This window comes from Rhizobium sp. PAMB 3174, assembly GCF_052908375.1.
Genome location: NZ_CM128608.1, coordinates 561,651 through 574,721, shown reverse-complemented (window position 1 = coordinate 574,721; position 13,071 = coordinate 561,651). Strand labels below are relative to the sequence as shown.

The following is a 13,071-nucleotide window of genomic DNA, read 5'->3' as shown; positions in this document are numbered from 1 at the left end:
GACACGCCGGAACGGCGGCCATTAGAAGGGATGAAACAATGCTCAAAGGTATCAGGGCGGAACTCAACGGCGACATTCTGCAAGCGCTCAGCAATATGGGCCATGGCGACTACCTCGTCGTCTCCGACACCAATTTCCCGTCCGATTCCGTCGCGCACAAGACGCGACTCGGCAAGCTCCTGACCATGGAGAACATCCCCGCGCCGCAGGCGATCGACGCCATCCTGTCCGTCCTGCCGCTCGACACGCCGCTGCAGCCGTCCGTCGGCCGCATGGAAGTGATCGGCAAGCCTGACGAAATCCCGGGTGTCCAGGCGGAAGTGCAGGCCATCGTCGATCGCGTCGAAGGCAAGCCCGCGCCGATGTACCCGATCGAGCGGATGGCCTTCTACGACATTGCCCGCAAGGCCTATTGCGTCATCGCCACCGGCGAGATGCGCTTCTACGGCTGCTTCATCCTGACGAAGGGCGTCATCCCGGCCGAGGACGTCGTACGATGAGCGACAAGAAAGCGATCGTCATTCTCGGCATCTTTGCAGCCGATACCGCCTACAAGGCCAAGCGCATGCCGCAGATAGCCGAAACCCTGATCGGGTCCGGCTTCTCGCTCGGCCCCGGCGGCAAGGGTTCGAACCAGGCAATCGCCGCAGCCAAGGCGGGCGGCAAGGTCACCTTCATATCGCGCGTCGGCAACGATCCCTTCGGCGACATGGCACTCGCAGCCTATGATGCCGCAGGCGTGAAAGCCAATGTCATGCGCATGGACGGCGTGTCGACCGGGGCCGCCTTCATCTTCGTCAACGAAGACAATGGCGACAACGCCATCATAGTCGCCCCGGGCGCCGCCGGCCTGATCGGCAAGGAAGACGTCGACGCCAATCGCGCCGAGATCGAAGGCGCCGCGATCTTCATGACCCAGCTGGAGCAGCCGATCGAAGCCGCCATCCATGGTCTGACGATCGCAAAGAAGGCCGGGGTAACGACGATCTTCAATCCGGCTCCCGCCCAGGCCCTGCCGGATGACATCTACCCGCTCTGCGACTTCATCGTCCCGAACGAGGTGGAAGCGGCTGGCATCGTCGGACACGACGTCGATACCGACGAGCAGGCTGTCAAGGCGGCCGAAACGCTGCTCAAGCGGGGCGCACGCGGCGTCGTCATCACGCTCGGCGGCCGCGGTGCGCTCTACCACACGGCCGGCCACAGCGAATTCGTACCGGCCTTTTCCGTCGGCAAGGTGATCGACACGACCGGCGCCGGCGATGCATTCCTCGGCGGCTTTGCAACGGCAATCGCCGAAGGTCAGGCCGCAATCGATGCGGTGCGCTTCGGCGCCGCGACCGCGGGCATTGCCGTCACCCGCCCCGGAACGGCGCCGGCCATGCCGGAACGCGGCGAAATCGAAGCGCTGCTGGCCTCCGCATGAATGAGCAGGCGGCGACCATGGGCGGAAGCGACGACGCCCGGTTCCTGATCGGCGTCGACGTCGGCACGGGCAGCGCCCGCGCCGGCGTATTCGATCTCTCCGGAAAACTGCTCGCCGTCGCCAAACGCGATATCGCCCTGTATCGGGAGGCCGGCGGCATTGCCGAGCAATCGAGCCGCGACATCTGGTCGGCCGTGTCGGAAGCGGTCCGCGAGGCGGTCGCCGGCTGCGGAAGGCCGGAATCTGCCGCGATCGGCATCGGCTTCGACGCAACCTGTTCGCTGGTGGTGCTCGGCAAAGGCGGAGAGCCCCTGCCCGTCGGCCCCTCGGAAGACCCCGACAGGAACATCATCGTCTGGATGGATCATCGCGCGATCAACCAGGCGGAACGGATCAATACGCTCGGCCATCCCGTCCTCGACTATGTCGGCGGGCGGATATCGCCGGAAATGGAAACGCCGAAACTGCTCTGGCTGAAGGAAAACCGGCCGGAGGTCTTCGACAGCGCCTGGCAGTTCCTCGATCTTGCCGACTTCCTGACCTGGAAGGCGACCGGCGACCTTGCCCGTTCGACCTGCACCGTCACCTGCAAATGGACCTACCTCGCCCATGAAAACCGCTGGTCTGCCGACTATTTCAAGAAGATCGGCCTCGGCACCCTCGCGGAGGAGAACTTCGTCCGTATCGGCCAGACGATCGTCGAGCCCGGCTCCGCACTTGGGACGGGGTTGACGGCGGAAGCCGCACAGGATCTGGGCCTTTCGGCCGGCCTTGCCGTTGGCGCGGGGCTGATCGACGCCCATGCCGGCGGCCTTGGCACGGTCGGCATCGGCAAGGGCGCGGCGGCCAATCTCGGCTATGTCTTCGGCACGTCGTCCTGCACCATGACAACCACGGAAGCCCCGGTCTTCGTTCCCGGCGTCTGGGGGCCCTATTATTCCGCCATGGTGCCGGGCATATGGTTGAACGAAGGCGGCCAGAGCGCGGCCGGAGCCGCGATAGACCAGCTTCTGACGCTGCACCCCTGCTCTTCCGAAGCCGCAAGCCGCGCCCAATCGACCGGCCAGTCACTACCGGTATTCCTCGCCGACACGGCAGTCGAAAAATCGGGATCCGCCTCCGCAGCCGTTCAACTCGCGCGCGGCCTGCACGTCGTGCCGGAATTTCTCGGCAATCGCGCTCCCTTCGCCGACCCGTATGCCCGCGGCCTCATCGCCGGCCTCGGTATGGACCGCGACATTGACAGCCTCGTGGCACTTTATGTCGCCGGCATCTGCGGGATCGGCTACGGCCTGCGACAGATCGTCGGCGCGCAGGCCGAGGCAGGCATCTCGACCGAAAACATCGTGATCAGCGGCGGCGCCGGCCAGCATCCCCTGATCCGGCAGCTGCTCGCCGACGCCTGCGGCCTGCCGGTGATTGCGCCGGCAACAAGCGAGCCGGTGCTCCTCGGCGCAGCCATGCTCGGCGCCGTCGCATCCGGCAGCGTCGACAGTCTCCAGACGGCCATGCGACAGATGTCCGCGGCTGAAGCGACCTGCCTTCCGGCCACAAGCTTTCTCGACCTGCACGCCAGGCGCTACGACGCCTTCAGGCAGCTACAGGCCTCCGCGAGAAACATACGGGATATCTGAACGCAGCCGACCTCGATCACGAAAGCGCCGCTTGCGATCCGCAATCTTTCAGAAGCGCTCACCGGCAAAATGGGCGATCTGCGCGCCAGCCTCGTAGTAGATTTCCTTGACCGGCCGCAGCGGCTCGCTCTTCAGCTCGGTGAGCGGCAGCGGCAAATCCGCTTCGTCCAGTTTCCCGAGGACAAGCTCCGCCAGCGCGCGACCGAAGACCGTGCCGGGCGCGATGCCACGACCGTTGTAGCCGGAAAAGCCCACAACATTCTTCGCAAACCGGTGGAAGCGCGGCAGGGCATTGTCGGTCATGCCGATCATCCCGAACCATTCGCTTTCGAACTCGACTGGACCCAGTGCAGGAAAGAGCCGCTTCAGCGATCGCTTCGCCCAGGCGACATGGACGGCGCGCCCGGTATTGCGCAGGGCGCCGACACTGCCGAAGACCAGGCGACCTGCCTGATCGAGCCGGAACGAGGAAAGGATTTCCTTCGTATCCCAGGCGCCCTGCTTTTCGGGCAGGATGGTCTGCAGGAGATCGGGCGACAACGGCCGGGTCGCCAGGTTGAAATAGGGCAGATGCACCTGCTCCTGCCGTACGCTCGCCCATGGCCCCGTGCTGTAGGCATCGGTCGCAACGATCACCCACGGCGCCGCCACGCTTCCGTCCGGCGTCCTGACGGTCCAGGCCGCCCCGGACCGTTTACAGCCGGTCACCCGCGATCCGGTGTGGATGGTCGCGCCGGCGGCAACCGCCGCATGCGCCAGACCACGGACATAGGCAAGCGGCTGCAAGGTGCCCGCCCGCCTGTCCAGAAGCGCGCCGGCATAGGCGTCGGTGCCGACGAGCCTCGCCGTCTCGGCGGCATCGAGCAACGAGACCGGCGCTCCCCGCTTGCGCCATTGCCTTTCCCGCTCGGAGATTTCCTTAAGGCCCGCCTCGCCGACGGCGCAGTGCAACGTGCCGCTCCGCTCCAGTTCGCACGCGATCCCATGCCGGTCGATGATATCCATGACGACCTTCGGGCCGCCGCCGAGCATGGTGAGCAATCGCTCGCCGTGGACCTCGCCGAGTTCGCCCGGCAGGTCATCGGGCATCACCCACATGCCGGCATTGATCAGCCCGACATTGCGGCCGGCACCGCCGAAGCCGATCTCGGCCCCCTCGAGCACGATCACCCGCCGCCCAGCCGCCGCCAGATGGAGCGCGGCGGACATGCCGGTGAAGCCGCCGCCGACGATCACCACCTCGGCGAGGAAATCGCCACGAAGCACGCTGGTTTCCGGAGCAGATGGCGCGGTCTTTTCCCAGAGGCCGTGCGAGCGTGGGTCGTTCAGCATTCCCGCAATCCTTCAGCGCGAGTCGGTGATGATCGCAACGAAATCGGAGAGCGACGAACCTGTAAAGAGGCTCTGCAGGCCCGTCAGGTTACGCGCGAAACCTTTCTGTATTTCGCATCGTCCCAAAGCCGTCCGTCGATGACCTCGGCGATGATCTCGGCAGCCCTGACGACGTCATCCTCATCGAGATAGAGCGGCGTGAAGCCGAACCGCATGATGTTCGGCGCGCGGAAGTCGCCGATCACGCCGCGATCGATCAGCGCCTGTATCGCTGCATAGCCGTGCTCGAAGGCGAAGGACACCTGGGAGCCGCGCTTCGACGGATCGCGGGGCGAGACCAGCGCGAGCGCGGGGCATCTCGAACCAACCTCTTCGATGAAGCACTCCGAGAGAGCGATGGAGGCCGCCCGGATGTCGGCCATGTCGACGCCCTCCCAGGCATCAAGCGCCTGATCGAGGATGGACAGCTGCACGATCGGCGGCGTGCCGACCCTCAGCCGCTCCGTCGACATCGCCGGCCTGTAGCCGAGTTCCATGGCAAACGGCGCGTCATGGCCCATCCAGCCGGCAAGCGCCGGCTTCACGTCCTCGATGATGTCCGGCCGGGCATAGATGAAGGCCGGGGCGCCGGGGCCACCGTTCAGGTATTTGTAGGTGCAGCCGACAGCGAACTCGGCCCGGCAGCCGGCAAGATCGATTGGCACGGCGCCGGCGCTGTGGGCGAGATCCCAGATCATCACCGCGCCCGCCTCGTGCGCCCGGCGCGTCACGGCGTCCATGTCGTGCATCCGGCCGGTGCGGTAGTCGACCTGGGTCAAAAGCACCGCCGCGACCTGGTCGTCGATCGCATCGGCGACATCCTCCGGCGCGGGCGTGCGCAACTCGTAGTCCTTGCCGATCACGTCGATCAGCCCGCCCGCCATGTAGAGGTCGGTCGGGAAGTTGCCGCTGTCGGAGAGGATGATGCGCCGGTCGGGCCGCATTTTCAGCGCCGCCGCCAGCGCCTGGTAGACCTTGATCGACAGCGTGTCGCCGGTCGCAACCGAACCGGTGGGCGCGCCGATCAGCGGCGCAATGCGGGAGCCGACACGCTGCGGCAGGGAGATCCAGTCGGCGGTGTTCCACGCCTTGATGAGCTCACGGCCCCATTCCTCGGCGATGACATGGCCGGCGCGCTCGACAACGCCCTTCGGAAGCGGGCCGAGGGAGTTCCCGTCGAGATAGATCACCCCTTCGGGAAGATCGAACAGATGCTTGCGGGGAAGGTTGGAGGCCGTCATGTTCAAAGTTCTCCTCGCAATTGCCAGAGTTCGGGAAAGAGTTCGACGCTCAGCATCTTCTGCAGGTAGTTGACGCCGGACGTCCCGCCCGTCCCGCGCTTGAAGCCGATGACGCGTTCGACGGTGGTCACATGGTTGAACCGCCAGCGCCGGAAATAGTCTTCCAGATCCACCAGTTTTTCCGCCAGTTCGTAGAGCGACCAATAGCGGTCGATGTCCTGATAGACGATCCTCCAACGCGCCTGGATCTCGGGAACGGCGGCATGCGGTGTGCGCAACTGCGGCGCCGGGACGGCATCCTCCGAACCGTCGACCGTGCGGAACAGAAGCCGGACGACCTCGTCGTAGAAGCTCGGGCGGTCCAGTTCCGCCGTCAGCATGGCGTGCACCTCCGGCACATGCTCATGCGGCTTCAGCATGTTGGCGTTGCGGTTGCCGAGAATGTATTCAATCAGGCGATACTGGTGGGACTGGAAGCCTGACGATGGCCCGAGTGCTTCGCGGAAACGGGTATAGTCGGCCGGCGTCATCGTCCGCAGCACGTCCCAGGCGCTGTTGAGCTGTTCGAAGATGCGGGCCACGCGCGCCAGCATCTTGAACATGGCGGGGATGTCCTCCCGCTTCAGCGCCTCGCGCGCCGCGCCGAGTTCATGGATGATCAGCTTCATCCACAGTTCGCTCGTCTGATGCTGGATGATGAACAGCATCTCGTCATGCGCTTGGCTCAAGGGATGCTGCTGGCCGAGAATGCCGTCGAGATGAAGATAGTCGCCGTAGGACATGGCATCGGCAAAGTTCATCTTCGCGCCCTCAGCGCCGGGATTGTAAGACTGATTGCTCACATGATGCTCCTGAGATTTGAAAGCCGCGCGCTGCCGCCGGCGATGCGCAGGATGTCGGCGTCGGTCATGGCCCCGCCTCCAGCGCATGGATGAGGTGATCCAGCCGCCGGATCATGCCGTCGACGTCATCGGCATTAAGCCCGCCGAGAATCTCGTCGATCCAGGCTTCATGGGTTCGCGCCAGGGTTTCGAACTCCTGCCGGCCCTTGTCCGTCAGCTGGATGATCTGCGTCCGGCGGTCCTGCGGCGGCGTGGTGCGCAGCACCAGCCCTTCTTCAACGAGCTTGTCGACGATACCGGTGATGTTGCCGTTCGAGACCCGCAGAAGACGGGAGATGTCCTTCATCTTCAGGCCATCCGGCGCGCGGGAAAGCGCGGACATGACATCGAAGCGCGGCAGCGTCGTGGCGAACTGCGCGCGCAGCCGTCGGCGTATTTCGTCCTCGACGCGGCCGGTCGACTTGATGAGCTTCAGCCACAGGCGAAGCCGGTCCTTCGAAAGCTGCGCCTTCGCGCCCTGACTTTCCAGATCCGCCACCAGTTACATCTCCCGCGTCAAGCCGCGTCAGAAACAGGTGCGGCTCCCAGTCGATACCATGACTAGAGCGCGGACGGCAATATAATTCAATCTTAAAATGTTTATGCTGAAACTTTATTGTCCCAATGCATTCTCACAGCCCAAATCGCTCGCTGCGACAAGATCAGGCGTAATGCTGAAGACGGCAGACGGCGACATCCGCCACCACTGAAAGCGCGAGGGAAGAGGCATCGCGCGCGGGTCCGAACATGCCGATCGGCGCCTTGATCCGCGCGAGAGAATCCTCTGCCCAGCCCAGCGCACGAAGCCTCTCCAGCCGCTTGCCATGCGTGCGCGTACTGCCGAGCGCTCCCAGATAGAGCGGCTGCGAACGCAGTGCAGCGTCAAGGACATCCAGCTCGTTATCGATGTCATGATGCATCAGGACGACGGCGGTGAACGGGTCGATCAGGTCCGCCAGTTTTCCGGCAGCATCTCCTGGCTTCAGGTTGAACACGTCGAATCCAGCAGCCTCCGCCACGCGGCTGACCATGTCGGCCTCGTTGCTCTGTCCCGAGACAATCAGCCGGGTTGCGGGGCGATAAACCGTCGCAAAGGCATCCTCGTCCCAGCCGGCACGCCCGACAGGAGTGGTCGCGACGAGCGTCTGCGCTTCGGGCGAATAGAGAAGCGCGGCCGGCTGCCGTCGCTCAAGACTGGCCAGAACATGTCTGATCGGCTTGGCATCGCGCAACACGTGGATGGCGACCGTGATACCGCCGCCGCAGGGAAGGACGATATCGAAGAAGGGCGAACCTTCGCCGAACATCACCATCCGGTCGCGCCCCTCCTCCAGGGCGAGAAGCGCCTCGGAAGCGACCGCGGCTTCGACGCATCCACCCGATACATATCCGCAGAAGCGCCCGTCGGCAGCAACGACGACATGCGATCCGAGGGCCCGCGCCGCGCCGCCGCGAATGGCGACGAGCGTCGCGATCGCAGCACCACGGTCGTCACATGCATCGGCAGCAAAGCCGAGGATTTCGGCCGGATCGTCGGACGCAGTGGACCGCGCCGGCAACGGTCGACTTTTGCGAATTGGTTTATCCAGCATTGCCTGCTCCAAATGAATTGGTACGGGCCGGAGATGCCCGGCATCTGTCCTGTCAGGCGGCAACCGTGCGTGTTGCCGCTGAACGGTGCCGACGGAAGCACTTTCATGCTCCGCCGGCATCGTTGTCTTACGCGGCCGACCGGCTTTCGATCAGATCCTCGATCCGGATCGGGAAGCGGCGGACGCGAACGCCCGTCGCATGCCAGACCGCATTGGCGATCGCGCCGACCGTGCCGGTGATGCCGATTTCGCCGACGCCCTTCACCCCGAGCGGATTGACGAGCCTGTCCTCCTCCGGGATGAGGATCGCGTCGAGCGAGGGAATGTCGGCATTGACCGGCACATGGTATTCGGCGAGATCGGCATTCATGATCCGGCCGCTCCGGTGGTCGAACACGGCTTCCTCGTGAAGAGCGAAGGATGCGCCCCAGATCATGCCGCCGAAATACTGGCTGCGCACAAGCCGGGGATTGATGATCCGGCCGGCGGCGAAAGCGCCGACCAGCCGTGTCGCCCGCACCTGTCCGAGATCTGGATCGGCCTTCACTTCCGCAAAGACGGCGCCATGCGAGAACATGGCATGCGACGCCGTGACATCAGCGTCGCGCCCGGACTTGCCGGTGCCGACGACGACACGGCCGCCGGCGCGGGCAATGATCTCGGCATAGCTTTCGCTGCGGCTTTCGTCGTCACGACGATAGAGCCGCCCGCCACGCGCAATCACCCCGATATTGCCAGCGCCGAACAGTGGTGACGCGGAATCGGCGGTGGCAATCTCCGTCAGTCGGGCAATGGCATCCTCGCCGGCATTATGTAGCGCCAGGCCGGCGCTTGCCGTATGACCGGAGCCGCCGGCAATACCGCCGCTCGGCAATGTCGAGATGCCAGAATGAAACTCGACCTGGTCCATGTCGAGCCCGAGCGCTTCGGCGGCGATCTGCGCCAGTGCCGTCCAGGCGCCCTGCCCCATGTCGATGCCGGACGTCTCGACGAGAGCCGTACCGTCGGCGCGCAGTGTGGCGCGTGCATCTGCCGGGAAGTGCGGGCAGTGAAATACCGCCGTTCCCATGCCCCAGCCGACCAGGAAACCGTTTTCATCGCGCATCTGCCGCGGGTTCAGCGGTCGTTTCGACCAGCCGAAACGCTTGGCGCCTTCGGCATAACAGGCACGCAGGGCCTTGGAGGAAAACGGCCTGCCGGTTCCCGGCTCCGTCTCGGCGTAGTTGGCCAGGCGGAAGTCGAGCGGGTCCATGCCGCAGGCTTCCGCCGCCTCATCCATGGCCACTTCCAGGGCAGCCGATCCGGATGCCTCTCCCGGCGCGCGCATCGGCCCCGGCGTGCCGATATCGAGGCGGACGCCGCTATGCTCCGCCAGAAGTGCAGGGCTGGCATAGAGCGGCAGCGACGCATTCGACGACGATTCGAGAAAATCATCGAAGCTCGACGTGGCCGCCATCGTGTGATGATGCAGCGCTGTCAGCTTGCCGGCGCCGTCGAGACCGATGCGCAGGGTCTGCCAGGTCTGCCCGCGGTGTCCGACGGGACCGTACATCTGCGCCCGGGTGAGCACGAGCTTGACCGGGCGGCCAAGCATGCGGGCGGCAAGAATGCCAAGGATCTGCGGCCCGTTGAGGATCGCCTTCGACCCGAAGCCACCGCCGATGAAGGGCGACCGGATCGTGACATTCTCGGCCGGTATGCCGAAATACGCCCCGTAGGATTCGCAGCTCAGCGCCAGAGCCTGATTGGGCATGTCGAGCATGACCTTGTCGCCATCCCACTCGGCAACGACGGCATGCGGCTCCATCGCGTTGTGATACTGCGACGGGACCACATATTCGGCCTCGACGATCCGCTCCGCCGCCGCCATGCCCGCCTCGATGTCGCCATGGGCAGTGCGGCTCGGCGAGCCGATGCCGATCGCCTCGGGCGCAAAGCGCACGCCATTGTTGATGTCGGTGCGAGCCGCCTCCGCCTCGTATTGCGGATTGAGCAGGGCCGCTCCTTCGGTTGCCGCCTCCAGCGTCTCGGCAATGACCAGCGCGATCGGCTGGCCGGCGTAGCGGACGGTATCGTCCTGCAGCACTTCGGTCCGGAAACCGAAGGGCGGCATCTTTTCGTCCGGGTCGTGCGAAAGCGGCGGGCGGTTCTGCGGCGTGATCACCTCGACGACGCCGGGATGGGCCTTGGCCGCATCGACATTCAGCGAGGTCACGCGACCGCGTGCAATCGTGCTGGTGGCGGTCACCGCATAAAGCATGCCGGCCGGGTGGTTGTCGGCGGCGTATGTCGCCCGACCTGTCACCTTGAGCACGCCGTCGCGGCGGGTGAGCGGCTGCCCGATATTCGAGCCGAACCGCGGGTTCTTCGCTTTGGATGTATCAGGCGACATGGTGTGCTCCCGTATGTGAGGAGAGGACGGAACCGGGCAGCGCGGGCATTTCGGCCGGCGTTCCCTCCGATGCAAGGGTGAGGGCGCGCACCAGGATGCGGCGCGCCAGTTCGATCTTGAAGGCATTGTCACCGGAAGGCTTCGCTTCCGCGAGCGCCAGTTCTGCAGCCTTGGCGAAGGCTTCGGGCGTCGGAGCGAGGCCGGCAAGGACCGCTTCCGCCTCGCGTGCCCGCCACGGTTTTGCTGCGACGGCGCCAAGCGCAATGCGTGCCTCGGTGATGACGCCGTTCTCGACGGTCAGCATCGCTGCGGCGGAGACCACCGCAAAGGCATAGGACGTGCGCTCGCGCAGTTTCAGATACCGGGCATGACCCGAGAAGAATGACGCTTCCGCAGGCAACGTGACCGCAACGATGAGTTCTCCCGGCTCAAGCGCCGTCTGCTTCTCCGGCGTATCGCCAGGCAGGAGGTGCAGCGCCTCTAGCGGAATGGTCCGCTGTCCCTTCGGCCCTTCGATCTCCACGACCGCGTCAAGAGCGGCGAGCGGCACGCAGAAATCCGACGGATGGGTGGCGATGCACTGATCGCTCCAGCCGATGACGGCGTGCAGCCGGTTCTCGCCCTCAATGGCGTCGCAACCCGAGCCCGCCACCCGCCGGTTGCAGGCGCTCATCTTGTCCTGGAAATAGGCGCAGCGCGTCTTCTGCATCAGGTTTCCGCCAACGGTCGCGGCATTGCGCAACTGCGCCGACGCACCCGACAGCAGCGCTTCGGCAACCGCCGGGAAGCGCTTGGCGAACCTGTCGTCATAGGCGAGATCGGAATTGCGGACGAGCGCACCGATGCGCACGCTGCCGTCGTCACGCCACTCGATCCGGTCGAGACCGGGCAATCGGGTAATGTCGACGAGCCGCTGGGGCTCCGCCGCACCGACCTTCATCAGGTCCAGCATGTTCGTACCGGCCGCAAGGATGGCTGTGCCGGGCTCACCAGCCATGCGGATCGCTTCGGCGACGCTTTCGGGCTTCAGATAATCGAAGGGCTTCATGCCGCGTCCCTCCCCTTCTCGTCGACAAGGATCTTCTGGGCTTCGATGACGGCTTCGGTGATGCCCTGATAGGCACCGCACCGACAGAGGTTTCCGCTCATCAGTTCGCGGACGCGCTCGGGGTCATCGCCCGCCCTGCCCTCGTTGATGAGACCGACGGCGCTCATGATCTGGCCGGGCGTGCAGTAGCCGCACTGGAAACCGTCACAGGCGATGAAGGCTGCCTGCACCGGATGCAGGTCGTCGCCATCGGCAAGACCTTCGATCGTGGTGACTTCCGCGCCGTCGAGGCTTGCTGCAAGCGTCAGACAGGAATTGATGCGCCGACCATCGACAAGAACGGTGCAGGCGCCGCACTGGCCGCGATCACAGCCCTTCTTCGTACCAACAAGATCCAGGCGCTCGCGCAAAAGATCGAGCAGAGTGACGCGCGGGTCGTCGATCGCAATGTTGCGCGACTGACCATTGATAGTCAGACTGATGGAGAGTGACATGAAGTACTCCATTTCATAGATTGAATTTTATGGATCGGGGCCGCCCGCAGGCGACAAAAGTGGCGATTTCACACATAGGGGGCGATCGGCCGACCGCCGGCACCAGGAGAGTGTTTCCTCTCCACTGCTCCGGGTGTACAATGCAATATACGGAGGATGCCTCCGTTTAGCAAGTCAAAATCCAGCCTGTGCGAGAAGATGGAACCGAAAGCCGAAAAAGCAAGACGAAAGCCGCGTTCAGACTCCCTGCGCAATCGTGAACTCCTGCTCGCCGCAGCAACGCAGATCTTCAGCGCAGGCGGCAAACAGGCGAGCCTGGAGGCGGTGGCACGCCAAGCCGGTGTCGGCATCGGCACGCTCTATCGGCACTTCCCGACGCGCGAAGACCTGTTCGCCGCCGTTTACCGTCATGAAGTGGACCAGCTCGCAGACCTCGCCGCCGAGCTCGCAAATGACGAGAATCCGGTGGAAGCCCTGCGCAAGTGGATGCGCGCCAACATTCAGCTCGTCGCGACAAAGAAGGGCATGATCGAGGCGCTGCAGCTTGCCGCCTACGGATCTTCGGAACTGAAGGCCTACACCAGCAACCGGATGGCTGATGCGATCGGCGTATTGCTGGCACGTGCAGTGGCCGCGGGCGACGTGCGCGATGACATTCCACCGGAAGACATCCTGCGTGCGCTGGCCGGCATACTGTACTCGCTCGGCCCGACCGACTGGCAACCCAATGCGCTCCGCCTCGTCGACGTCTTCGTCGACGGCTTGCACAAGCGCTGACGGCAAGCCTCCGCCTCTAAGCCGCTTCCGGCGGGATGATGCGCCATCTTGCTGCGCGCAGCGCCACATGCGCTGGGCGTACGATCTCACACGCTCGGAAATTTTAAGCTCAAAATAATTCTGCTCACAGCCCTTTTGGAATTGACAGCCATGGGCAGAGGCAATTACTTTAATCTTAAAATAATTCCTGAAAACAGGAAAACGTCTTCGACGAA

Annotated in this window: 12 protein-coding genes; 4 read left to right on the top strand and 8 right to left on the bottom strand. The window is 64.5% G+C overall.

Annotated features, from left to right (window positions below; translation table 11 throughout):
• Nucleotides 1-38 precede the first annotated feature (38 nt).
• Genes ACU5AY_RS02735 through ACU5AY_RS02725 form a run of 3 tightly spaced genes read left to right on the top strand, consistent with a single transcriptional unit; the run spans nucleotide 39 to nucleotide 3,060 of the window.
• The gene (locus ACU5AY_RS02735) at nucleotides 39-500 is read left to right on the top strand and encodes an RbsD/FucU family protein (protein WP_261929243.1); all 462 of its coding nucleotides are present in this window, start codon (nucleotides 39-41) and stop codon (nucleotides 498-500) included.
• The gene (rbsK, locus tag ACU5AY_RS02730; protein WP_446827905.1) at nucleotides 497-1,426 is read left to right on the top strand and encodes a ribokinase; all 930 of its coding nucleotides are present in this window, start codon (nucleotides 497-499) and stop codon (nucleotides 1,424-1,426) included. The genes ACU5AY_RS02735 and rbsK overlap by 4 nt, the downstream gene beginning before the upstream one ends.
• 17 nt (nucleotides 1,427-1,443) lie before the next feature.
• Nucleotides 1,444-3,060 carry an FGGY-family carbohydrate kinase gene (locus tag ACU5AY_RS02725; RefSeq protein WP_446827904.1) on the top strand — a complete coding sequence of 539 codons (1,617 nt, stop codon included), beginning with the start codon at nucleotides 1,444-1,446 and terminating at the stop codon, nucleotides 3,058-3,060.
• Between the two features lie 48 nt (nucleotides 3,061-3,108).
• Here ACU5AY_RS02725 and ACU5AY_RS02720 read toward each other — a convergent pair whose 3' ends face one another.
• From ACU5AY_RS02720 to ACU5AY_RS02685, 8 genes are all read right to left on the bottom strand, one after another.
• Entirely contained in the window at nucleotides 3,109-4,392 is a 1,284-nt protein-coding gene (locus ACU5AY_RS02720; RefSeq protein WP_446827903.1) for an NAD(P)/FAD-dependent oxidoreductase, read from the bottom strand.
• An 83-nt stretch (nucleotides 4,393-4,475) separates the two neighbouring features.
• Nucleotides 4,476-5,672, bottom strand: coding sequence for a kynureninase (gene kynU / locus ACU5AY_RS02715; RefSeq protein ID WP_446827902.1), 1,197 nt, complete (start codon nucleotides 5,670-5,672; stop codon nucleotides 4,476-4,478).
• 2 nt (nucleotides 5,673-5,674) lie between these two features.
• The gene (gene kynA / locus ACU5AY_RS02710; RefSeq protein ID WP_446827901.1) at nucleotides 5,675-6,514 is read right to left on the bottom strand and encodes a tryptophan 2,3-dioxygenase; all 840 of its coding nucleotides are present in this window, start codon (nucleotides 6,512-6,514) and stop codon (nucleotides 5,675-5,677) included.
• 64 nt (nucleotides 6,515-6,578) lie between these two features.
• Nucleotides 6,579-7,052, bottom strand: coding sequence for a MarR family winged helix-turn-helix transcriptional regulator (locus ACU5AY_RS02705; RefSeq protein WP_446827900.1), 474 nt, complete (start codon nucleotides 7,050-7,052; stop codon nucleotides 6,579-6,581).
• Nucleotides 7,053-7,215: 163 nt separating this feature from the next.
• The gene (locus ACU5AY_RS02700) at nucleotides 7,216-8,145 is read right to left on the bottom strand and encodes an XdhC family protein (protein ID WP_446827899.1); all 930 of its coding nucleotides are present in this window, start codon (nucleotides 8,143-8,145) and stop codon (nucleotides 7,216-7,218) included.
• 127 nt (nucleotides 8,146-8,272) lie between these two features.
• Nucleotides 8,273-10,537, bottom strand: a complete 2,265-nt coding sequence (locus tag ACU5AY_RS02695) for a xanthine dehydrogenase family protein molybdopterin-binding subunit (protein WP_446827898.1) — start codon at nucleotides 10,535-10,537, stop codon at nucleotides 8,273-8,275.
• Nucleotides 10,527-11,585, bottom strand: a complete 1,059-nt coding sequence (locus ACU5AY_RS02690) for an FAD binding domain-containing protein (protein ID WP_446827897.1) — start codon at nucleotides 11,583-11,585, stop codon at nucleotides 10,527-10,529. The genes ACU5AY_RS02695 and ACU5AY_RS02690 overlap by 11 nt, the downstream gene beginning before the upstream one ends.
• Entirely contained in the window at nucleotides 11,582-12,079 is a 498-nt protein-coding gene (locus tag ACU5AY_RS02685; RefSeq protein WP_446827896.1) for a (2Fe-2S)-binding protein, read from the bottom strand. Before ACU5AY_RS02685 ends, ACU5AY_RS02690 begins: the two co-directional genes overlap by 4 nt.
• A 198-nt stretch (nucleotides 12,080-12,277) precedes the next feature.
• On the opposite strand from ACU5AY_RS02685, the gene ACU5AY_RS02680 reads away from it, so the two are divergent.
• On the top strand, nucleotides 12,278-12,856 hold the full coding sequence (locus tag ACU5AY_RS02680) for a TetR/AcrR family transcriptional regulator (RefSeq protein WP_446827895.1): 579 nt from the start codon (nucleotides 12,278-12,280) through the stop codon (nucleotides 12,854-12,856).
• Nucleotides 12,857-13,071: the final 215 nt, after the last annotated feature.